Consider the following 19,910-nt stretch of genomic DNA (forward strand, 5'->3'; position numbering starts at 1 on the left):
CGGACGGCGACCTCGCGGCGGCGCGGGTCGGGGGCGAGTCCTGGACCTACGGGGTGGCCCAGGTGGACGCCGAGCAGCTCGGCGCCGAGACGGAGCGGCGGCTGGCGGCCCTGGCCGAGCTCCCGGCGCCGGTCCGACCCGGACGCGACCGTCTCGGCCTCGCGGCCGATCCGGGCCTGCCAGCGGGCGGGTCGGCGGGCGCCTCGCGGTCGGCGACCGCGGGCGGGGGCGTGCCGGGTGCGGTGTCCCGGGGCGTCGGCGCGGTCCGGGCCGCGGGCGGTCTGCGCCGTGAGGTGCTCGCTCTCGCCGACGGACGGCGCACGGCCCGCGACGTCGCGTTCCTGCTGGGCCGGGGCGTCTACCCGGTCACCGTCGAGGCGTCCCGGCTGCTGGTCGACGGGCTGCTCCGGATTGGCGGGACGAACCGCGCGGGCGGGGAGGTCCGCGCCCTGCTGGCGCCGCGTCACGCGGCGCCGCCCGTGCCGCAGCCGGGCGCGCCACCGCCGGCCGGACCGGTGCGACTGCCCCGGCGACCGACCCGCGCGAGCGGCTCATGACCCATGGGGGGCACCGGGGGGAGGCGGCGCCCGAGGAGGCGGCGCCGGGCGCGCTGGAGAGCGCGATGCGCATCCCGGGCGCGGTGGCGGCGGCCTTCGGGGACCTCGGCACCGGCCGGGTGCTGGGTTCGACGTCGCGCCTCGCGCGGACCGGGGGCGCTCCGATCCCGCTCGGAAACGCGGCGCTGGGAATTGCGATGAGGGCGGTCGCGGATTTCGGAAGGACAGGCAGAAAAAGCGGCTCCGGTGAAACGGATTCGATCGAAAGCGATCAGGACGTCGAGGAAGTCATCATCACCGGGCGGCGATATTTCTCGCTCTGGCAGGCCGCCCGGTTGCGCTCCGGGGAATGGCACGCGTTCATCCAGATTTCCCTGGACCGGACCGAGGCGAATCTGGCGATGGCCCGGCTGGATCTCCGGGCGGTCGCGGAATGCCTGCCGGGGGCCGTCGAGTACCACCGTCGGCTCGCCGCGGCCGGCCCGGAGCCAGGGCCAGAACGGCAGCCGGAGCCACAACCGCAGCCACCACCGCAGCCGGAGGCGGCTCCGCCGCCCGTGGTCGAGGGGGACGACCTGCCGCGCCGGGATCCCGGCCGGCAGATCCCGGGCGCCATTCCGGCCGCGCGGGCCAAGGAGGTCTCGGAGTCGACGATCCGTCAGATTCTGTGGGGTCTCAGGCGATACCGGTAACTCCGGCGCCTGGGGGGAGGGAGAGAGTGGATGAGCCAGGAGGCGCTGGTCGCCGAGATCCGCGAGCTGCGCGAGCGGGTGCCCGGCATCACGGACACGGCCGTCGCCGCGGTCGACGGACTGCTGGTCGCAGCCGACACGTCGGCGGAACTGGACCCGGAGTCCCTGGCCGCGCTGGCCGCGGCCGGGCTGGGCCTGGCCCGCCGGACCGCGGCCGTCTCGGGACGCGGCCCGCTGCGGCAGAACGTGACCCACTGCGCCGGCGGTTTCGCCGTGATCTACGCGGTGGGCGACACCGCACTGCTCGCGGTCCTCGGCGACGAGGGCCTCGATCTCGCGCGGCTGCACCGGGAGACCGGTGCGCTCGTCGAGCGCCTGGACGACCTGCTGCGCGGACGCGCGAGCGACACGTCAGCCGACGTCAGCACGAGCTGACGTCGAGGAGACCGACCTTGGGGACGACCATGAACACACCTGCGAGCATGTCCGACCGCATCAACGAACTCGTCAAGCACCTGCGCAACGACGTGCCCGACTGCCTGGCGGCGGGCGTCATCGACCTGTCCACCGGGATGCTGCTGACGGTGGAGACCGTCGACTCGCACCCCGCGGAGGTGCTCGACCTGCTGGCCGCCGCGACCTTCGAGCTCTTCCAGGGCCGGAACGTGGTGATGATCGAGAACATCTTCAAGGAGCGGCGGGGCGTCTCCTCCGACCGGCACTACTTCCAGGAGGTGCTGGTCAACAGCGACAACCTGACCCACCTGTTCATCCGGATGGAGAGCCAGGACGAGATGGTGGCCGTCATCGTCAGCCGCAAGACGGTGAACGTCGGGATGCTCTTCGCGCAGACACGACGGGTGATCAAGGAGCACGGCCCGATGTGAGGCCCCTGACGGATCGGTCCGCTCACTCGCCCAGAGCGAGCCCCTGGGCGGCCAGGGCCAGTTTCAGCAGCCGCAGGGCGCGCGGGCCGACGCCGGGGAGCCGGCGCAGCGCCGCCTCGGGGACGCCGTCCAGGTCCCCGAGGCGGTGGTAGCCGGCCTCCGCCAGCGCGTGCCGGGCCGGTTCGGCCAGGCCGGTGGGGAGGTCATGGGTGGTCGAGTCGTCGGTGGTCATGGCGGGCGCCTCCGGCGGGAGCGGGTGACGGACCTCTCGTACCCGCTCCCGCCGCGCCCGTCACCTGTGCGGGCGCTCAGCTGCCGCCCAAGTCGCGTTCGACGGCGGCCAGTTCCTCCGCCGAGCCCTGGACCTTCGGGCCGGTGAACCAGTTGCGCGCCGAGAACGCCCACCAGCCGCCCGCGAAGCCGAGCACCACCAGCACCGCGATCGGCGCGTAGTTGAAGTTGGACGCGCCGACCGGGTTGGCCGTCGGCAGCATGAACAGCACGGTGATCACGACCACCCAGGCCACGGCCGCGATGCCGATCGCACGGCTCCAGCGGCCCAGGTGCCAGGGGCCGCGCACGAAGGAGTCGCCGAGCCGTACCCGCAGGAACGTCGGGATCACGTAGGCGATGTAGAGGCCGATGACCGCGATCGAGGTCACCGCCGTGTAGGCGGTCTGGTTCCACAGCGCGGGCAGCCCGAGCAGGAACGCGCCGACGGCCGCCAGCCAGACACCGTTGGTGGGCGTCCGGGTGCGCGGGTTGATCCGGTGCCAGAACCAGGAGGCCGGCAGCGCGCCGTCCCGGGAGAAGGCGTAGATCATGCGGGAGTTGGCGGTCACCGAGGCCATGCCGCAGAAGAGCTGCGCGCCGATCGCGACCAGGAGCAGCATCTTGCCGCCGCTCGCGCCGACCGCGTCCATGAAGATCTGCGCCGGCGGCACCCCGGTGGCGCTGTTGACCTCGCCGTTGTAGTTCTGGATGGCGAAGGTGATGCCGATGAGCAGCACCCAACCCGCCACCAGCGAGACCAGGATGGACATCACGATGCCCTTGGGGCCGGAGCGGGCCGCGTCCTTGGTCTCCTCGGTCATGTGCGCCGAGGCGTCGTAGCCGGTGAACGTGTACTGCGCCAGCAGCAGGCCGAGCGCGGCGACGTAGATCGAGCTGCCCCAGCCGGTGGTGTTGACGAAGTGGCCGAAGACGAATCCGGCGGACTGGTGGTGGCTCGGCACGACGGCCAGCACACCCACGATCACCAGCACACCGAGCACGTGCCACCACACGCTGACGTTGTTGAGCAGCGCCACCAGCTTGACGCCGAAGGTGTTGAGCCCGCCGTGCAGCAGCAGGATCAGCCCGAAGATGATCACGGTGTGGGCCGCGCCGGCCTTGTACCAGCCCTCCAGGTCCAGCAGGGCGTTGATGAACTGCGCGGCGCCGAAGTCGATCCCGGCGGTCACCGCGACCTGGCCCAGGAAGTTGAACCACCCGGTGAACCAGCTGAAGACGGGCCCGTTGTTCGGCGAAAGCTTGGCCGACCAGTAGTACAGGCCGCCCGCGGTCGGGTAGCTGGAGCAGACCTCGGCCATGGCGAGGCCGACCAGCAGCGTCATCAGGCCGACGACGGGCCAGCCCCAGACGATGACCGCCGGCCCGCCGGTGCCCATGCCGGTGCCGTAGAGGGTGAGACAGCCGGAGAGGATGGAGATGATGGTGAACGAGACGGCGAAATTGGAGAAACCCGACATGGTGCGGGCCAACTCCTGCGCGTAGCCGAGCTCGTGGAGGCGTTGTTCGTCGGTGGGGGAGTCCGTCGGGGAGAGTGCCGAGGGTTCGGTGGACGACATGCGCACCTCTGGTCTGTGGGGTGCGGACCGCTCAATGGTATGAAGGCAGTCCATTGGCGCCCTATTGAGCACCGGCCGCTGCGGCTCCGTCAAGGGGTCGGGCGCCGGACCTCCCCCGCGATGCCGTCAATTCCGTTGACGCGGGGGCGGAAGTCGATCAGCCTTCCTTGCGATGACACGAACCGACACGCCGCCCTCGTTCGACGAGCGCGCCACGCTGACGACCTTTCTGGACTACGCCCGCGACACCGCCCGCGCGAAGTGCGCGGAGGTCTCCGCCGAGGACGCGCGCCGCTCCCCGCTGCCGGGATCCCCGCTCATGACGCTGTGCGGGCTGATCAGCCACCTGCGCTGGGTGGAGTACTACTGGTTCGAGGTGTTCCTGCTCGGGCAGGAGGACGAGGGCCCCTGGACCGACGAGGACCCGGATCGCGAGATGCGGATGGCGGTCGACATCCCGCTGGCGGACCTGCTGGCCGAGTACGAGGCGCAGAGCGAGCGCCACCGCAAGCTGGTCGCCGAGACCGATCTGGACGCCCCGGCGGCGCGCGCGTTCAAGGACGGGACGACGCCCAACCTGCGCTGGATCCTCTTCCATCTGATCGAGGAGACCGCCCGGCACAACGGGCACCTCGACATCCTGCGCGAGCTGGTCGACGGCGAGACCGGCAGCTGACACCGAAGCCCCCGGCCGCTCGGACCGGGGGCTTCGCCGACGTCGTCTCGGCGCGTTTCAGTGGTACCGGGGGGCCTCCGACGGCATCGGGGGCATCTGGGGCATCGGCGGCAGCTCGACCGAGGGGAGGTCCAGCGGCGGGTGCGGGAGTGCCGAGAGGTCGACGGCCGAGAGGTCCACCGAGATCGTCGGCTCCTGGCCCGACGGCACACCGGCGGTGGCCGGAGCCGGCGGGACGGGAGCGAGGTCGGCGGTGCTCTCGGTGCGGGTGTCCGCGTGGGGGAGCAGGGCGATCACCGCGTCGCGCTGGTCGATCGGCGCCTCGTCGTCCAGCGGGTCCGGGGTGGCCGGCACCTGGAGCCGGACCGGCGCCGCGCCGCCGAGGCGGACGTAGCCGCGGCCGGGCGGGGTGTGGCTGGACGGGGTGATGTCCAGCGGCCCCCCGAGCGCGTCCAGCGCCATGTGCTGACTGAGCGGCCCCAGCACGACGCGCGCCTTGCAGGCGGCCTGGACGCTGGGCCGGATCCGCTCCAGCGCGTCCAGCCGGTCCACGACGACGACGGTGACGTGCGCGGTGCGGCCGTGCCGCAGCGGGGTCTCCAGCAGCTCCTGCGGGTCCGGGCGGCCCTCCGCCTGGGCGAGTTCGGTGAGCTCAGAGGGGTGGTCCAGCAGTAGCCACAGCGGCCGCAGCGTGTCCGCGGGCGGCATGGCGCCGGTGCGCTTGGCCAGGTTGTGGGCGTCCAGGCGGCGCTGCGTCTCGGTGGACGCCCATTCCAGCGCGGCAAGCGCGCCGTGCAGGCTGGTCTCCACCGTCAGCACGTTCGGGCGGCCGACCAGGCAGGCGTGCTCGCCGGTGCCCGCGCCGTCGACCACGACGATCTCGGCGTGTGGCAGGGCCTGCAGCGCGAGGGAGCGCAGCAGCGTCGAGGTGCCGAAGCCGGGCGCGCCGAGCGCCATCAGGTGCGGCTCGGCCGAGCGGGGCCCCGTCCGCCACAGGACGGGCGGCTGGTGGGTCTGCGCGCCGTCCTGCAGCACCGGGATCATCCGGTTGGTGCTGGTGGTGTCCGTGAAGCCGAGTACCAGCTCGCCGGCGGCGGTGACGAAGCGCTGCGCGCTGATGTCGCCCGGCAGCGGCGGCAGCGCGGCGACCTGGAGCCGGTTGACCTCCTCGTCCCAGGTGAACCGGTACTCGCGGCTGCGGCCCACCTTGCCGTGGATCACCTGCTCGATCCTGGCCCGGGACTGCGCCTCGGTGTCCGTGAAGTACGCCGGGTAGCGCAGCTCCAGCTGGACCAGCCGCCCCTCCTCGTCGAACTCCCAGCTGCTGAACGCGTCCTTGAAGTCCCCGCCGTGGGCGTAGAGCGGGGCGGGGTCGGACTCGTGCACCAGATAGGGCGTCAGCGCGGTGTAGATCGCGGCGAGTTTGAGGTTGCTCGTGTCCGGCGCGGGCGGCGCCGGGGCGACGCGTTCGCGTCCGGCCCAGGCGGCGCTGCCCATCAGGGTCAGCAGGGCCAGCAGCGGTCCGTACGGCAGCAGGGCGACGGCGGCGACCACGGCCACGACCAGGAACAGCGCGGGACCGCGCTTGTCCTTGGGCGTGTTGGCCCACCAGTTCTTCGTCCAGGCCGCGTGGGCGCGCAGGCCGCGGCCGATGGTGATCAGCGGACCGAACATGTCGGCGGCGTGATCCCCGGCCGTGCGGGCCAGACTGCGGCCGCGGGCCAGGTGCGAGGTGAAGGTCATCGGGTGCTCCGGGGCAGGTGCGGTCGCGTCAGAACTTGATGCCGCCGAGCAGGCTGGCCAGGCTGGCTCCGCCGGCCTTGATGCTGGGGGCGATCGCGGTACCCGCGAGATAGAACCCGAAGAGGGCGCAGACCACGGCATGCGAGAGCTTGAGGCCGTCCTTGCGGAAGAACAGGAACACGACGATTCCCAGCAGGACGACTCCAGACATGGAGAGGATCACGAGGAGCTCCTCGGCGTAGGGACAGCGGGCTGGTGGGCTGGGTGAGCGCGGCGCTCCTGGTGGGTCAGGACGGTCGCGTTGCCGGTGTCACGCACTGTCGAACAGCGGTAACAAAAAGTAATACGTACTGGATAGCATGAGATCTGGTGATTCGCCGGGTCTGTACCTGCTCGTAGGGGGATCGTGTCCCGTGTCGCCCGGCTGGACGCGGCGGCGCGCGGGAGGTTCGCCCGGATGGCTGATCACTCGTTCGGCCGGGGGGTGAGACCGTACGCTTCACCCTGGCCGACCGGTTTGTGAGCCCGACTGACGGAGAGCGCAGCGACATGAGTGACCAGATCGATCCCGAGGTCGTCGAACTCGCGGGCAAGGTGTTCGACCTCGCCCGCGGCGGCGACGCCGCGGCCCTGGCGGCCTACCTCGACGCCGGCGTCCCGGCGGACCTGACCAACGAGAAGGGCGACAGCCTGCTGATGCTCGCGGCCTACCACGGCAACGCGGCCGCGGTCGGCGCCCTGCTCGCCCGCGGAGCGGACGCCAACCGCGTCAACGACCGCGGCCAGACCCCCCTCGCCGGGGCGGTCTTCAAGGGCGAGCGCGAGATCGTCGGCGCGCTGCTGGCCGCCGGCGCGGACCCGGACGCCGGCGCGCCCTCGGCGCGCGCGGCGGCGGAGATGTTCGGCAAGACCGACCTGCTGGGGTAGGCGCCCTTCGCCGTCGGCGGTGTGCGAAGGGCCGCCGCGCACGCTGCGTAGACTCGACCGCAGCAGGTCGAACGGAGTGGAGCAGGTGGGCGTGGAGCAGATACGAGTCGTGGGGTACGCACACCCGGACGCGCGACTGCTGATGGACGAGGTGCAGTTGGAGTACCAGCGGCGCTACGGCGGCGAAGGCGACGCGACCGTCCTCGACAGGATCGAGTTCGAGCCGCCGAACGGCGTCTTCGCCGTCCTGTACGACGGCGACGGCGCCACCCCGCTCGGCACCGGCGCCTGGCGGGCGCAGGAGGGGGGCGAGGTCGGCCTGGCCGACGGCGACGCCGAGCTGAAGCGGATGTACACGCGGGAGGCGGCGCGCGGCCGGGGCCTGGCCCGCCGGATGCTCCGCTGGCTGGAGGAGGACGCCCGCCGGGCGGGCCGTCGCCGCATGGTCCTGGAGACCGGCGACCAGCAGCCGGAGGCCATCGCGCTCTACCTGTCCGAGGGGTACGCGCCGATCGTGAAGTTCGGCTACTACCGGGAGTACGACTCCTCGATCTGCCTCGGCAAGGCCCTCTGAGCCCCGGCGTCGCGGCTCCGTGACGACCGGCCGGCGCCGACCCGGGCGGGCTAAGCCGGGCGGCGGGGCCGTGGTCGGCGGCCAACACTGGAGAGGTCTGCGTTCCACGCCGGACGTCGCGGGCGGGTGCATCGCACCCGGCGGCGGCGTCCGGCGCAGTCCCGCTCTGGAGGGAGCCGGTCATGGCCTGCCTGAACCGCAAGGATCTCGGTCTGCTGGCGCTGCGCCTCGGTACCGGCGGTGTGCTCTTCGCCCACGGCGCGCAGAAGCTGTTCGGCTGGTTCGGTGGCGGCGGCCTTCAGGGCACCGCGAAGGCGATGGAGTCGATGGGCTTCCGCCCCGGCGGTCAGGCCGCGCTCGCGGCGGGCCTCGGCGAGGCGGGCGGTGGCGCGCTGCTGGCCCTCGGTGCGGCGACCCCCGCGGCGGGCGCGGCGGCGGCCGGTGCCATGGCCGGCGCGGTCGCGGTCCACCGTCCCGGCGGCTTCTTCGCCATGAAGGGCGGCTACGAGTACCCGGCGTATCTCGGCTTCATGGCCGCGGGCCTGGGCCTTGCCGGGCCGGGCCGCTACTCCTTCGACCACCTGACCCGCCACCGCCTGGACCGTCCCGCGATCCTGCTGCTCGCCTTCGCCGCCAGCGCGGCCGCGGCGGGCGCGGTGGTGAACCGCCGCGAGGCGACGGTGGCCGCGCAGGCCGAGGCCGCGTCCGAGGAGGCCGACGCGGAGGCGGAGGCCGAGGGGCCGACGGGCTCGGCGTAAGCGCTGAGCGGCAGGCCCTGGTGCAGCTAAGCTACTCGTGGGTAATATGGCGCCCATGACCCAAGCCATGCCCTCGATCGCCGAGCTGCTGCCCGCCACCGTGCCGATGGTGCGCACGCTCAACCTCGCCTTCGACGAGTGCTCCGCCACGCGTGCGGTGCTGCGGATGCCGGACCAGGCGGAGTTCCACAACCACGTGGGCGGACCGCACGCGGGTGCGATGTTCACCCTGGCCGAGTCCGCCAGCGGCGCGATCGTCCTCGCCGCCTTCGGCGACCAGCTCTCCCGTGCGGTCCCGCTCGCCGTCGACGCCCGGATCGCCTACAAGAAGCTGGCGATGGGCGAGGTCACCGCCACCGCCGAGCTCGGCCGCCCCGCAGCCGAGGTCCTGGCCGAACTCGACGCCGGCCAGCGCCCCGAGTTCCCCGTCGAGGTGACGATCCGCCGCCCGGACGGCGAGATCACCGGCGAGATGACCATCACCTGGACGCTGAAGCCCAACCGGTAGCCGTTGCCTTCGCGCCCTGGGGAGGCCCGGGGCGTGGAGCGGGGTCGGACGGGGCGTTCTCGGCTTCGAAGACCGTGCGGATGGGGGCGCGGAGCCAGAGGGAGACCGCGGTGAGTTCGGCGAGGCCGAGGCAGACGAAGAAGAGGTCGGGGTGGCCGAGGGAGCGGTTCCACCAGTCGTAGCAGAAGCCGCCGATGAGGACCGCGAAGGGGTAGGGGCCCTGGGAGAGGAGCCGGCGGCAGCCGCTGACGACGCCGAGGGTCTCGTCCGGTGACTGGCGTTGCCAGATCGCCGTCATCGGGCCCCCGGTGATCTGCAGGCCGGCGTTGCGGCCGAGATTGCCGAGGAACCAGAGCCAGTGCAGGCCGGGGACGGCCAGCAGCAGGCGGCCCAGGACGGCGGCGGAGCCCTGCGCGCCGGGGAGGAGACGTTCGGTGCGGTAGGGGCGTTTGTTCACGGTCATCACCAGGGCGCCCAGCAGCAGGCCCGCGCCGCCGCAGGCCGAGTACGTGCCCCAGCCCACGCTGCCCGCATGGCCGGTGACGTAGGCGACCAGGCCGGCGGCGGACAGGCCGTTGAAGAAGTTCAGCGCGCCGTAGGAGAGTTGCAGGCTGCGCAGGCCGCGGTTGGCCCAGATGAAGCGGAAGCCCGTCGCGACATGGGCGAACGGCGAGCGCCAGGGGCCCTGGGCCACGACCGGGAGGCCGCGGGCGAAGAGCGACATCAGCGAGATCGACAGTGCGAGCCCCGCCAGACTCGACCCGAGCACCGCGCCCGGGCCGGTCATCGCGAACAGCCAGGAGCCGAGCGCGGGGGCGAGCACCGCCGGCACGCTCTGCACCAGGTAGACCAGGGAGTTGGAACGGACCAGCTCGACGTCGGCGGCCAGGTGCCGGACCACGCTGACGATGACCGACTGCGCCACGCTGTCGGCGAGCGCCTGCACCACGAAGACGGCGCCGATCAGGGTGAAGTCGACGTGGCCGGAGCGGGCCATCAGGAACAGCACCAGGACCGTCGCGGCCAGCACCGTGTTCGACCCGAGCAGCACGTGCTTCTGCCGGAACCGGTCCACCACCACCCCCGCGAACGGGGAGAAGAAGATGCTGGTGAGGGTGCGCACCGCGAGCAGCACGGCCAGCGTGCTCGCGCCGCCGGTCCTCGCGTAGACCATGAGGGTCACCGAGATGGCCGCCATGCCGGAACCCAGCAGGTTCAGGAACTCGCAGACGAGGACGACCAGGAAGGTCGCCTTTCGGGTGGACGTGGTGGTCATCGCGCCTCCCAGGCACAGGCGGGTGCGGCGGCGCTCAGCCGGCCGCGTACGGCTGCGAGACCCGGTCGAGCCGGGCGAGGTCCTCGTCGGACAGCTCCGGACGGGTCATCAGCCCGGCCAGCTGCTCCGGCGCGCTGACGCTCACCGCGGGCGAGACGACGCCCGGCCGGGAGCGGGTCCAGGCCAGGGCGACTGCCGCGGGCGAGGCGTCGTGCTCGGCGGCGATCGCGTGGACCTCGTCCAGGACGGCCCAGCCCTCGTCGGTGAAGTAGCGGGCGACGATGCCGGCGCGGGCGCCGGCGGGCTGGACGGTGCGGCTGTACTTGCCCGTCAGGAAGCCGTTCGCGAGCGAGGAGTGGGGCAGAAACGGGATGCCCTCGGCGCGCAGCCGCGGCGCCAGCGCCTGCTCCGGGTAGGCGCGGTTGAGCAGGTGGTACTGGCCCTGGTAGAGGACCGGACGCGGGGCGCCCTGCCGGTCGCAGACGTCGAGCAGCTGCTCCAGCCGCTGGACCGGGTAGTTCGACACGGCGAGGTGCGCGACCTTGCCCGCGGTGATGGCGTCGGCGGCGGCCCGGACCGAGGCGGTCATGTCCGCCTTGGGGTCGTCCATGTGGAAGTAGAGCACGTCGATCCGGTCGACCTGCAGGCGGGCGAGCGAATCGTCCACGCAGCCGCGGATGTTGTCGGCGGACAGGCCTTCGCGGCCCGGCATGCAGCCGACCTTGGTGGCCAGGCACACCTCGTCGCGCCGGTCGGGGTTCTTGGCGAGCCAGATCCCGATGGCGGTCTCGGACTCGCCGCCGACGCAGCCGGGGGCCCAGGACGGGTAGGTGTCCGCGGTGTCGATGTGCGTGCCGCCGGCCGCGAGGAACGCCTCGATGACGTCGGGGGCCGCGTCGCCGGGCAGGGTCCAGCCGAAGACGTTGCTGCCCAGGGTGACCGGGCCGCGCGAGATGAGGTCCCGGTTCACGCGTCCGCTCCCGCCCGCTCGGCCTCGATCCGCCGCCGGGCCTCGCCCAGGCACAGCTCGGTGTACTTGACCGCCATCACATCGCGGCCGTCGGCGCGCAGGCCCGCGAGGGCGTCGGTCAGGTAGCGCACGGCCTCGCCGTAACGGCCCTCCAGGAAGAGCGACTTGCCGTGGTGCTGCAGCACTACCGCCTCGTGGACGGTGCCCCTTGCCTCGTCCAGCAGCAGGGTGAAGTGCCGGGCGGCCTCGACGTAGCGGCCCTCCTCGCGCAGCACGTCGCCGGTGAAGATCTTCTTGCGCATGGTGTCCGGCGACTGGGCCAGGTAGCCCCTGGCCTCGTCCAGGGCGCCCAGCGCGATGGCGCAGCCGACCTTGTTCAGCGGGTTGTCGGTGCGGTCCATGACGGCCCGCAACAGCACCGGGTCGGTGGCGACCATCTTCTGGCTGACCTGGTGCACGCCCCAGCCGGGGCCGCCCACCAGGATGCCGTCGGCGTTGACCTCGCCGACCACGTCGGGGGTGGGGCTCTTCTCCAGCACGGCGTTCGTGCTCATCAGGTGGGTTCCCTTCAGTCTCATGGTTGTCGGCGGGTCACCAGACAAGGACCCGGTCGGCGGGCGCACACCACATCGCGTCGTCGGGGCCGGTCCCGAAAGCGGTGTGGAAGGCGTCGAGGTTCCGTGCGATCTGGTTGCAGCGGGCCTCGCCGGGGGCGTGCGGCGCGTCGCGGGAGAGCACGGACGCCACCGGGCGGGTCATGGCCTGGCGCCACAGCCGCGCCCAGCCGAGGAACAGCTCCCGGGTGCCGGCGCGGTGTGCGTCGTCGTCGGGCTCGGCGTGTCGCGCGCCGTAGTCGTCCCAGGCCCGGACGGCGACGGCGAGGCCGGCCAGGTCCGCGATGTTCTCGCAGAGCGTCCGGTTGCCGTCCACCCGTAGGTCGGGATGGTCGGTGCGTCGGAAGCCGCCGAACTGGCGGACGAGCGCGGCGTTCCGCTCGGCGCGGACGGACTCCTCGGCCGGGCCCCAGGCCGGCTCCGGAAGGCCGTCAGCGGTGGTGCCGATGCGGAACTCGTCGAAGGCATGGGTCAGTTCGTGGGCCACCACCGCGCCGAGGCCGCCCAGGCAGGCGGCGAGACGGCCGACGCGGAAGAGCGGCGGCTGCAGCGCCGCGGCCGGGATCACGATCCGGTTGGCGCGCGCGTCGTAGTGGGCGTTGACCTGGCTGGGGGTGATCCGCCAGTGGTCGGCGGAGACCGGAGTGCCGGTCAGGCGCAGCTCGCGGTCGATCTCGTGGGCGCACAGCGCCCGGTAGTTGGCCAGCAGGCGGTCGTCGTGGATCTCGACCCCGCCGTAGTCGCGGGGCCGCTCGGGTGCGACGAAGGCGACGTGCATCCGGTCGAGCTTGTCCAGGGCGGCGGCGCGCGCCCGCGGGCCCAGCCAGGAGCAGTCGAGCAGCGTCGCGCGGTAGGCGGCCAGCACCCGGCGGACCACGTCCCAGGCCTCGGCCCGGGTCTCGGCGTCCACATGGGCGGTCGCGTAGGCGTGGCCGAGGGCGTGGCCGAAGGCCCGGCTGAGCAGGAACTCGCCCTGCCCGGCGCGGTCGCGCCGAAGCCAGGGCTGGGTGCCGGCGCGGCGGTTCAGGCGGGCCCACACCGTGCTGACGGGCGGAGGCGCATAGGGGGCGAGGGAGGTCAGCACGCACCAGCGGGCGTAGCCACGCAGAGTCGTCGCGGAACACCCGGCCAGCTGCTCGGTCAGCACGTGCAGCAGCTCCGGCCGCTCGACGTGCACGAGCCCGTCCTCGGCCGGGACGATGCCGGCACCGTCCAGGAAGAGGGCCAGGGCGGGCAGTTCGGCGGGGAGCGCGGCCGCGGCGCAGGGGACGGCTGCGCCGGTCCGGGGCGCGGCCGCGCGGTGCAGCTCCGCCAGCCGGGACTCCAACGTCACCAGATCCGGGGCGACGTCCGCCTCCGCGCCGACGGCCGCGAGCATCTCGGCCAGGTCGGCGCGGTAGGCCTCGATCGCGGCGGGGTCGCGGTAGTGGTCGAGCGGCAGCGGGAGCGTGGCCGCGAGGACATGGCCGGCGTAGCGGCGCTCCTCGCCCGCGGCGATGTCGACGTAGTGCTGCAACGGGGTGATCACGCCGAGCCGGTGGACCTCGCCGCTCCAGCGGAAGAAGTCCTCCGGGTCGTGGATGTCGGCGGTCCGCGCGAGCAGCCGTCGCAGTTCGTCCTCGGTCGCAGCGGCGTCACCGTCGAGCCAGCTGCGCCGGAACGCACGGGCCTTGGCGACGACGTCGGGGACGTCGCCGTCCTGGTCGAGCAGCTCGCGTACGGCCGCGTCGGCGGCGAGCTGGAGTGTGGTGAAGGTGGTCACCAGCGAACGGCGGGAGCCGAGCGGCGACTGTGCCGCCCACTCACCGTTCACATGGGCGTACAGGTCGTCCTGGGGACGGGTGGTGGGCACAGCACCTCGCTCTCGTCGCACTCGTGGGGATCTCGTACCGGGCGGCTGGGGACAGGCCCTAGGGCTGTCCGGCGAGCATGAAACCGATCGACATCAGCCGGACGAACTCGCCGTCGGCGAGCGGCGTGCGGCGGTGCGGGGTCGCGTCGCCCTTGAAGAGCAGGACCTCGCCGGGTTCGAGGTCGACCTCGATGATCGTGCCCTCGTGCGTGTACAGCTGCAGGGCGGACTGTCTCAGCTCCGAACGCTCCAGCATGATCAGGCAGTTGAGGGCCACCTTGTTGGGCTTGTCGATGTGCCACGGCAGGTGGTCGGTGGCGCGGTTGTACTGGAAGGTGACCTTGCGGATCTGCGGCGCCAGGGCGAGACCGCTCTGCTCGTCGATCCAGCTGCGGAACTCGGTCCACTCCTCGACGTGCCGGTCGGCCACCGGGGAGACCTCGGCGTACTCGACGAGCGAGTAGCGTTCGAGGGCCCGCTCGAAGGAGTCGGCGGCCTCGGCGCGCAGCAGGTCGAACGCGTCGAGCGTGAGCCACTCGGGACGGCCCCGGTAGAGGATGGGACGGCCGGGGATGCTCGCCAGATAGCTGTCGAGCACCGACATCAGCAGGCGTCGGCCGGGGCTGTCGGCCTGGGGCAGCACCGAGTTGAGCACCTGGGCGACGATCTCGGAGAAGCGGACCCGCTCGGCCATCGGCCGGGCCCGCAGCGCCGCCAGCAGCTCGGCGGGCACCGTCGGCCGGGCTTCCGTCGGCCGGGCTTCCGCAGTGTCGCCAAGGTGCGCGGCCCCGGCGCCGCCGCCGACACCCGCCAGGACGCGGTCGCGTGAGCGCAACTGCGCCTGCAGGGCGCCGACCCAGTCCCGGAAGGCCGCGTCGGAGCCGAGCGGCGGCAGCGTCGCGGTGTCGGCGTCGGCGGCCGCCGCGATCAGCCGGATCACGTCGGCCCGGCGCTCGGGCGTCAGACCGACTCCGACCAGGTCGCGCTCGATGCCGTCGAGCACCACGGCGAGGACACGGTCGAGCGCCTCGCCGCCGCCCTCCCACCGGACCCGGCGGAGCCGGTCGGCGAGCAGCGTCCCGATGTCAGCGGCCATGGCCGGCACCGCTCTCCACCGGCCGTCCCGGGGCGGCGTCGGGTCCGCTCCTGTCCTCGGCGTGCAGCGTGATCGCCAGGGCCTCGTTGAAGATCTGTGCGGCTCCGATGAGTTCGCCCACCCGCAGCGCGCCGGTGGTGCTGAACACGTCGATGTGGCGCTGGAGCGCGCCGAGCAGGTCGGTCAGCGCCGCGAGCGAGTCGTGGGCGGCCTGCCGCACCGTGCGGCGGGTGGGCTCGTCGAGCTCCACCTGCCGCAGCGCGCGCAGGCGCCAGGCGGTCAGGTGCCCGTACACCATGGCGGCGTGGTAGACCCGGTCCACCTGCCACTGCTGCGGCGAGCCGTCGGGCTTGCGGCGCCAGGCGATGTCCACCATCGGGCTGGTGCGCGAGTCGTAGGAGTCCAGCAGCACAGCGTCGGTGATGATCTGGTGGTTCACGTACTGGTGCACGGCCTCGTGGTAGAGGTTCTCGGCCAGCAGGTGGACGGAGTCGTGGGTGCTCACCGACAGCGGCGGCACGTGCCGCAGCGCCGACCGGGAGAAGAACACGCACAGGGGGATGTCGGGGAGCGAACACGACGTCACCGGCCGCTGCCCGGCCTCGGGCCGGACCAGCTCCACCTGGGCGAAGGAGGTGATGTAGGTGCGCACCATGGCGAAGGCCCACGGGGCCTCGGCGAGCACGCCGAGGGCGTCGACGACCGCGCGGCGCATCAACGCGTGCGGTGTGACGACCCGGTGACCCTGCAGGGCCACCTCCTCACTCAACCGTTCGTCGCCGACGGGCGTGACCCACCAGAAGCGCTCGCCGGCCACCTCGAAGGGGTGCGACTCGGCGCCCTCGCGGGACGTCGGGCGCTCGCGGCGGAGCAGGTGGTCGTGGATGTCGAAGGGGGTGAGGCCGTGGGTCTCGTCGGTGATCCCGAAGCTGCCCACCACCCCGTTGCGGGACTCGGCCCGGGGCATCAGCGGTCGGTAGAGCCGCTCGGGCATCGCGATGTCGGTCATCTCGGCCGTCCCTAGCGCCAGTGGTGCGGCGAGAGGCCGATGTCGGTGGCGCGGAAGTCGCCCATCGTCTCCAGCTTGGCGATGAACGGCCGGTCGCCGGGCACGAGTTCGTTGACCCGTGCGATCAGCAGGTCGAGCTTCTCCTCTGCGGGCAGCTCGCCGGGCACCAGCTCGTCCAGACGCCGGCGCAGGGCCACCAGCTTGTTCCGGGCGCTGCGCCGGTTCGCCGACTGCAGCTGCGAGGTGGGCACGACGCGGGCGATCCGCTCCAGGCGCTCGTCCGGGCCGAGGGAAGGGTCGGGGAGGTGGGCGAGCAGCTTGACGGACAGCCGCACCAACTCGTCCACCACGTCCTGGTAGTCCTCCTGCTGCGGCGGCACGTAGTCCACGTCGGCGAAGGGGCGGGCCAGCAGCGGCGGCTTCATGCCCGGGGTCGGCGGGTGGTACTCCAATTCGATCTTCATGACGGTCTCCAACGCGGAACGCGGAAGCTAGACGGGAAGCGGTGTGTCTGCGGGGGCGGGCGGAGCGCCCGCCACGTCCCACAGCGCGCGGTTGCGCGACTTGAAGCTGAAGCTCACCAGGACGACCTCCTCGCCGGCCGCCACCGGGGTGCGTCCGTGCGGGGTGAAGGCACCGTCGAAGAGGAGGTAGTCACCCGCGTGGAGATTGCACAGCCGGTACCCGTCCCGCTCGATGAAGACGGTGGAGCTGGGGTGCTCGCTCAGCCCGTCCCCGGTGTGGGACAGACAGATGATCAGGTTCACTTCGCCGTAGCTGAAGTCGTCCACGTGGAAGTCGAGAAACTGGCCGGGCTCGAAGTATCCGATGTAGGTGGCGCCCTGCGGCTCCTCGACTTCCACGCCGGCCAGTTCGGAGACGAGAGTCGCCAGACCGACACGGTCGATGAAGTCGAGAGCCGCAGAGTCCACCGGGGCGTTCCATTTCCCGTTGTGGATGAATCCGGTGGCGGAGCGCAGCGCGGCGGCTGCCTCCGTGGTCATGGCGGACAGGTTCTCCGCCGTGAACAGTTCGTGAGCGGTGACGAACTGCGACGCGATGCGCTGGCGACTGTTCAGCTCGGCGATCTCATCAGCGATGGTCGGGAAGGTGCGCTTCCAGACGTTGGGGTCGCTCTTGACGGTCGTCTTCCAGCGGAGCCAGTGGGTCCAGTGCTGGCCCCAGTTCAGGGCCTTGGTCTCAGTCATGTCGTCTGCTTCCGATCCTCGGTGATCCACGCACAAAGGGCCGTGACGTCAGGTCAGGCCTGCTCGTCCTCGACGACGACCTCGGCGGCGTCGACCTCCTCCTGGGAGGTGATGGTCGCGAGCATCGCCGGCTCGGGAACCATGTGGTCCAGGCGACGGGTCAGGCGGTCCACGGAGACGTTGTTCTCGTTCGTCATGGCTTTCTCCTTCTCCTGTGTCGCGGGCCGGCTTCCTTGGCGCCGGCCTCGCTCGTTCACAAGGAAGATTCAACTCGCCCGTGCACGTACGGAACAGGAACGCACCCGGCAGTCGACCGGCAAGCCGCTCCGCCCCGTTGCCCGCGTGGTGCGGACCGAGCGTAGCCGTTCCGCTACGCTGGGCTCCGTGGTCGACAATCGCATCCCGCCGCTGGTGGTTCCCCGCAGGCGGGGTACGAGCGAGCCCCCGCCTCCATCCCCGTCTCCGCCTTCGGTGGAGCCGGGGGTCGGGAGGATCGTCAGGCCCGGCCACCGGACGCTTCGGGTCTTCCTCGGCGACACCGAGGGGCAGGTCTCAGGGGTGCGGCTGCCCGAGCACGCCCTGCCGGACGGCGAATCCTGACTCGGGGGCGAAGCGCTGCTCCAGGGCGTCCGCGAGGGCGTTCAGCGCTGACGCGCCGTCACCCTGGTAGGACGATCCATGCATCACAGCCAGCGTGCGCGGGCGGAGGGCGGCGAGGGAGCGCAGCGTGGCCGTGGCGGCGGTCAGGCAGGAAGTCTGACGGAACAACTCCTCGGCCTGGAGGGCCGGTTCGACCAGGTCCTGGTCGCTGACGGCCGGGCCGTTGCCGAGGTGGGTGAAGAGGTCGCCGCAGAAGAGCGTGCCAGTGGTCTCCTCGTAGAGCACTCGCGCCTCCCAACCATGGGGCACGTGCGGGGTGTTGAGGTTCCGGACCCGGCGGCGCACCTGCTTGCCGCCGAGGTCGATGACCTCGTCGTGGTCCATCGGGCGCGGCTCGCGGTCGCACAGGTCGTTGAGTGAGACCTGGCAGCCCAGCGTGTTGTGGGCGACCTGTGCGCGCGGCGCGGCGGCGAGGAACTCGTTCATCGCGCCGCACTCGTCGGCCTCGACGTGGCCGAAGGTGATCCAGCGCAGCCGCTCCAGCGGCAGGACGCGACGCACCGCCGCCGAGACGGCGGGAAAGAGCTGGCGCATGCCGGTGTGGAAGATCAACGGTTCCTCGGCGTCGACGAGGAACTGGTTGAAAGTGAAACCCGCGGGCGGTGCGATCTCGGGAACGTAGGTCGAGATCCGGTAGATGCCCTCGGCGATCTCGTCGACACGCGTCTCCATGCCTTCGTGCTTACACCCGGGCGGGCGGCGCGCGGACCGGGCACGCGGCGGCACCGGGGAGTGTCACCGGTTCGGCCGCGTCGGGCGCCGAAGTGGGGCAGAGCGCTAAAATCCGAACCATGGCAGAGCGCTCGGCAGCGCCGCAGCTCCTGCTGGAGACCGACGGCGACGCGCAGCTCATCAGCCCGAACCGCGACTACCGGTTCGGGCGGGATCCGGACAGCGACGTGGTGCTCGCCGATCCGCGGGTCTCCTGGCATCACGCGGTCCTGCACACCGCCGCGGACGGGCACTGGATGCTCGACGACGAGGACAGCACCAACGGCACCTACGTCGACGGCCACCGGGTCCGCCACCTCGACGTCTGCCCCGGCACGCTGCTGCGCTTCGGGGACGCCGTGGACGGCGCCTGGGCGCAGGTCGCCGCGCTGCCCGAGCCGACCAGGGTGAACCGGCGGCCCTCCGCACTGACCGCGATCACCGGCTCCTACCGGCAGCCCACCCGCATCGCGCCGCTGCCGCAGCGGGTGCTGCGGATCGGCCGGGCGAGCGACAACGACCTGGTCGTGGACGACCTCGTGGTCTCCCGCTACCACGCCGAACTGCTCGCCGACTCCGCCGCCGGGAGCTACGAGATCGTCGACCTGGGCAGCCACAACGGCACCTTCGTCAACGGACAGCGGGTCGGCCGCGCCCCCGTCGGCCCCGCCGACGTGGTCGGCATCGGGCACTCACTGTTCTGCCTGGTCGGAGACGAGCTGCAGGAGTACGTCGACACCGGAGCCGTAGGCCTCGACGTCACCGACATCACCGTGCGCGTGGGCGGCGGGAGCGGCGCGCGGACGCTGCTGGAAGGCGTCACGTTCCCTGTCGCGGAGAAGTGCCTGCTGGCGGTCGCCGGGCCCAGCGGCGCGGGCAAGTCGACGCTGCTGAACGCCCTGACCGGGCTGCGGCCGGCCGAGGAGGGCAGCGTCCGCTACGACGGCCGCGACCTCTACCAGGACTACGCCGAGCTGCGGCAGCGCATCGGTCTGGTCCCGCAGGACGACATCCTGCACACCCAGCTCACCGTCCGGCGCGCCCTCGGCTACGCCGCCGAACTGCGCTTCCCCGGTGACACCAGCAAGGCCGAACGCCGCGCCCGGGTCGCCGAGGTGATCACCGAGCTCGGCCTGGAACAGCGCGCCGACCAGGTCATCTCCTCGCTCTCCGGCGGCCAGCGCAAACGCGTCTCGGTGGCGCTGGAGCTGCTGACCAAGCCCTCGCTGCTCTTCCTCGACGAGCCCACCTCCGGGCTCGACCCCGGCATGGACCGCTCGGTGATGCACATGCTGCGGCGGCTGGCCGACGACGGCCGGACCGTCGTCGGCCAGCCGCCGCA

23 protein-coding genes and 1 pseudogene are annotated in these 19,910 nt (G+C 72.3%); 10 read left to right on the forward strand and 14 right to left on the reverse strand.

Going from position 1 to position 19,910, the window contains the following annotated elements; translation table 11 throughout:
• The 4 genes and pseudogenes from DN069_RS40680 to DN069_RS36850 all read left to right on the forward strand — a co-directional run.
• Positions 1-557 (forward strand): annotated as a pseudogene (locus DN069_RS40680) (hypothetical protein); the annotation flags it as partial.
• A gap of 65 nt (positions 558-622) precedes the next feature.
• Positions 623-1,249 carry a hypothetical protein gene (locus DN069_RS36840; RefSeq protein WP_133260168.1) on the forward strand — a complete coding sequence of 209 codons (627 nt, stop codon included), beginning with the start codon at positions 623-625 and terminating at the stop codon, positions 1,247-1,249.
• A gap of 30 nt (positions 1,250-1,279) precedes the next feature.
• Positions 1,280-1,684: a roadblock/LC7 domain-containing protein gene (locus DN069_RS36845; protein WP_165845800.1), complete on the forward strand. Its 405-nt coding sequence runs from the start codon at positions 1,280-1,282 to the stop codon at positions 1,682-1,684.
• A gap of 47 nt (positions 1,685-1,731) precedes the next feature.
• Positions 1,732-2,136, forward strand: coding sequence for a hypothetical protein (locus DN069_RS36850; protein WP_243640280.1), 405 nt, complete (start codon positions 1,732-1,734; stop codon positions 2,134-2,136).
• A gap of 22 nt (positions 2,137-2,158) precedes the next feature.
• On the opposite strand, the gene DN069_RS36855 is transcribed toward DN069_RS36850, so the two are convergent.
• Positions 2,159-2,368 carry a DNA-binding protein gene (locus tag DN069_RS36855; RefSeq protein ID WP_111507614.1) on the reverse strand — a complete coding sequence of 70 codons (210 nt, stop codon included), beginning with the start codon at positions 2,366-2,368 and terminating at the stop codon, positions 2,159-2,161.
• Positions 2,369-2,444: 76 nt separating this feature from the next.
• Positions 2,445-3,986 carry an amino acid permease gene (locus DN069_RS36860; protein WP_243640288.1) on the reverse strand — a complete coding sequence of 514 codons (1,542 nt, stop codon included), beginning with the start codon at positions 3,984-3,986 and terminating at the stop codon, positions 2,445-2,447.
• 172 nt (positions 3,987-4,158) lie between these two features.
• Here DN069_RS36860 and DN069_RS36865 point away from each other — a divergent pair, with 172 nt between their 5' ends.
• Positions 4,159-4,662, forward strand: coding sequence for a DinB family protein (locus tag DN069_RS36865; protein WP_111507615.1), 504 nt, complete (start codon positions 4,159-4,161; stop codon positions 4,660-4,662).
• A 57-nt stretch (positions 4,663-4,719) separates the two neighbouring features.
• Here the strand turns inward: DN069_RS36865 and DN069_RS36870 are convergent, their stop codons facing one another.
• Both DN069_RS36870 and DN069_RS36875 read right to left on the reverse strand, forming a co-directional pair.
• Positions 4,720-6,405 carry a hypothetical protein gene (locus DN069_RS36870; RefSeq protein ID WP_207892398.1) on the reverse strand — a complete coding sequence of 562 codons (1,686 nt, stop codon included), beginning with the start codon at positions 6,403-6,405 and terminating at the stop codon, positions 4,720-4,722.
• Positions 6,406-6,433: 28 nt separating this feature from the next.
• On the reverse strand, positions 6,434-6,628 hold the full coding sequence (locus DN069_RS36875) for a hypothetical protein (protein ID WP_111507616.1): 195 nt from the start codon (positions 6,626-6,628) through the stop codon (positions 6,434-6,436).
• 326 nt (positions 6,629-6,954) lie between these two features.
• Here DN069_RS36875 and DN069_RS36880 point away from each other — a divergent pair, with 326 nt between their 5' ends.
• From DN069_RS36880 to DN069_RS36895, 4 genes are all read left to right on the forward strand, one after another.
• Positions 6,955-7,332: an ankyrin repeat domain-containing protein gene (locus DN069_RS36880; RefSeq protein WP_111507617.1), complete on the forward strand. Its 378-nt coding sequence runs from the start codon at positions 6,955-6,957 to the stop codon at positions 7,330-7,332.
• Positions 7,333-7,474: 142 nt separating this feature from the next.
• On the forward strand, positions 7,475-7,906 hold the full coding sequence (locus DN069_RS36885) for a GNAT family N-acetyltransferase (RefSeq protein ID WP_111507630.1): 432 nt from the start codon (positions 7,475-7,477) through the stop codon (positions 7,904-7,906).
• A gap of 182 nt (positions 7,907-8,088) precedes the next feature.
• A complete protein-coding gene (locus tag DN069_RS36890) occupies positions 8,089-8,664 on the forward strand; it encodes a DoxX family protein (RefSeq protein WP_111507618.1) in 576 nt (191 codons plus the stop codon).
• A 55-nt stretch (positions 8,665-8,719) separates the two neighbouring features.
• Positions 8,720-9,172: a DUF4442 domain-containing protein gene (locus DN069_RS36895; RefSeq protein WP_111507619.1), complete on the forward strand. Its 453-nt coding sequence runs from the start codon at positions 8,720-8,722 to the stop codon at positions 9,170-9,172.
• Here DN069_RS36895 and DN069_RS36900 read toward each other — a convergent pair.
• From DN069_RS36900 to DN069_RS36935, 10 genes are all read right to left on the reverse strand, one after another.
• Positions 9,144-10,448, reverse strand: a complete 1,305-nt coding sequence (locus tag DN069_RS36900; protein ID WP_111507620.1) for an MFS transporter — start codon at positions 10,446-10,448, stop codon at positions 9,144-9,146. The two genes, DN069_RS36895 and DN069_RS36900, sit on opposite strands and share 29 nt — an antisense overlap.
• 34 nt (positions 10,449-10,482) lie before the next feature.
• The gene (locus DN069_RS36905; protein WP_165845801.1) at positions 10,483-11,418 is read right to left on the reverse strand and encodes an aldo/keto reductase; all 936 of its coding nucleotides are present in this window, start codon (positions 11,416-11,418) and stop codon (positions 10,483-10,485) included.
• Positions 11,415-11,972 carry a tetratricopeptide repeat protein gene (locus DN069_RS40685; protein ID WP_165845802.1) on the reverse strand — a complete coding sequence of 186 codons (558 nt, stop codon included), beginning with the start codon at positions 11,970-11,972 and terminating at the stop codon, positions 11,415-11,417. The genes DN069_RS36905 and DN069_RS40685 overlap by 4 nt, the downstream gene beginning before the upstream one ends.
• Positions 11,973-12,009: 37 nt before the next feature.
• On the reverse strand, positions 12,010-13,884 hold the full coding sequence (locus DN069_RS36910) for a M13 family metallopeptidase (RefSeq protein ID WP_165845803.1): 1,875 nt from the start codon (positions 13,882-13,884) through the stop codon (positions 12,010-12,012).
• Positions 13,885-13,942: 58 nt separating this feature from the next.
• Entirely contained in the window at positions 13,943-14,980 is a 1,038-nt protein-coding gene (locus tag DN069_RS36915; RefSeq protein WP_133260169.1) for a hypothetical protein, read from the reverse strand.
• Positions 14,970-15,989, reverse strand: coding sequence for a hypothetical protein (locus tag DN069_RS36920; protein ID WP_111507624.1), 1,020 nt, complete (start codon positions 15,987-15,989; stop codon positions 14,970-14,972). Before DN069_RS36920 ends, DN069_RS36915 begins: the two co-directional genes overlap by 11 nt.
• Positions 15,990-16,000: 11 nt before the next feature.
• Positions 16,001-16,453 carry a hypothetical protein gene (locus tag DN069_RS36925; RefSeq protein WP_111507625.1) on the reverse strand — a complete coding sequence of 151 codons (453 nt, stop codon included), beginning with the start codon at positions 16,451-16,453 and terminating at the stop codon, positions 16,001-16,003.
• Positions 16,454-16,480: 27 nt separating this feature from the next.
• Positions 16,481-17,197: a hypothetical protein gene (locus DN069_RS36930; RefSeq protein WP_111507626.1), complete on the reverse strand. Its 717-nt coding sequence runs from the start codon at positions 17,195-17,197 to the stop codon at positions 16,481-16,483.
• A gap of 53 nt (positions 17,198-17,250) precedes the next feature.
• Positions 17,251-17,394, reverse strand: coding sequence for a hypothetical protein (locus tag DN069_RS40690; RefSeq protein WP_165845804.1), 144 nt, complete (start codon positions 17,392-17,394; stop codon positions 17,251-17,253).
• A gap of 355 nt (positions 17,395-17,749) precedes the next feature.
• Positions 17,750-18,529 carry an oxygen-binding di-iron domain-containing protein gene (locus DN069_RS36935; RefSeq protein ID WP_111507627.1) on the reverse strand — a complete coding sequence of 260 codons (780 nt, stop codon included), beginning with the start codon at positions 18,527-18,529 and terminating at the stop codon, positions 17,750-17,752.
• A gap of 119 nt (positions 18,530-18,648) precedes the next feature.
• Here DN069_RS36935 and DN069_RS36940 point away from each other — a divergent pair.
• On the forward strand, positions 18,649-19,910 hold a 1,262-nt coding region (locus DN069_RS36940; protein ID WP_116513720.1), incomplete at its 3' end, for an FHA domain-containing protein.

The organism is Streptacidiphilus pinicola (assembly GCF_003258295.1).
Classification (GTDB): domain Bacteria; phylum Actinomycetota; class Actinomycetes; order Streptomycetales; family Streptomycetaceae; genus Streptacidiphilus; species Streptacidiphilus pinicola.

Excerpts from the sequence above, each read along its gene's own strand:
- DN069_RS36900 (WP_111507620.1), bottom strand. The coding sequence starts at position 10,448 with ATGACCACCACGTCCACCCGAAAGGCGACCTTCCTGGTCGTCCTCGTC.
- DN069_RS36915 (WP_133260169.1), bottom strand. The coding sequence starts at position 14,980 with ATGGCCGCTGACATCGGGACGCTGCTCGCCGACCGGCTCCGCCGGGTC.
- DN069_RS36895 (WP_111507619.1), top strand. The coding sequence starts at position 8,720 with ATGACCCAAGCCATGCCCTCGATCGCCGAGCTGCTGCCCGCCACCGTG.
- DN069_RS36935 (WP_111507627.1), bottom strand. The coding sequence starts at position 18,529 with ATGGAGACGCGTGTCGACGAGATCGCCGAGGGCATCTACCGGATCTCG.
- DN069_RS40690 (WP_165845804.1), bottom strand. The coding sequence starts at position 17,394 with ATGACGAACGAGAACAACGTCTCCGTGGACCGCCTGACCCGTCGCCTG.
- DN069_RS36930 (WP_111507626.1), bottom strand. The coding sequence starts at position 17,197 with ATGACTGAGACCAAGGCCCTGAACTGGGGCCAGCACTGGACCCACTGG.
- DN069_RS36880 (WP_111507617.1), top strand. The coding sequence starts at position 6,955 with ATGAGTGACCAGATCGATCCCGAGGTCGTCGAACTCGCGGGCAAGGTG.
- DN069_RS36920 (WP_111507624.1), bottom strand. The coding sequence starts at position 15,989 with ATGACCGACATCGCGATGCCCGAGCGGCTCTACCGACCGCTGATGCCC.
- DN069_RS36870 (WP_207892398.1), bottom strand. The coding sequence starts at position 6,405 with ATGACCTTCACCTCGCACCTGGCCCGCGGCCGCAGTCTGGCCCGCACG.
- DN069_RS40685 (WP_165845802.1), bottom strand. The coding sequence starts at position 11,972 with ATGAGCACGAACGCCGTGCTGGAGAAGAGCCCCACCCCCGACGTGGTC.
- DN069_RS36860 (WP_243640288.1), bottom strand. The coding sequence starts at position 3,986 with ATGTCGTCCACCGAACCCTCGGCACTCTCCCCGACGGACTCCCCCACC.
- DN069_RS36845 (WP_165845800.1), top strand. The coding sequence starts at position 1,280 with ATGAGCCAGGAGGCGCTGGTCGCCGAGATCCGCGAGCTGCGCGAGCGG.
- DN069_RS36850 (WP_243640280.1), top strand. The coding sequence starts at position 1,732 with ATGTCCGACCGCATCAACGAACTCGTCAAGCACCTGCGCAACGACGTG.
- DN069_RS36885 (WP_111507630.1), top strand. The coding sequence starts at position 7,475 with ATGGACGAGGTGCAGTTGGAGTACCAGCGGCGCTACGGCGGCGAAGGC.
- DN069_RS36855 (WP_111507614.1), bottom strand. The coding sequence starts at position 2,368 with ATGACCACCGACGACTCGACCACCCATGACCTCCCCACCGGCCTGGCC.
- DN069_RS36840 (WP_133260168.1), top strand. The coding sequence starts at position 623 with ATGCGCATCCCGGGCGCGGTGGCGGCGGCCTTCGGGGACCTCGGCACC.
- DN069_RS36890 (WP_111507618.1), top strand. The coding sequence starts at position 8,089 with ATGGCCTGCCTGAACCGCAAGGATCTCGGTCTGCTGGCGCTGCGCCTC.
- DN069_RS36925 (WP_111507625.1), bottom strand. The coding sequence starts at position 16,453 with ATGAAGATCGAATTGGAGTACCACCCGCCGACCCCGGGCATGAAGCCG.
- DN069_RS36865 (WP_111507615.1), top strand. The coding sequence starts at position 4,159 with ATGACACGAACCGACACGCCGCCCTCGTTCGACGAGCGCGCCACGCTG.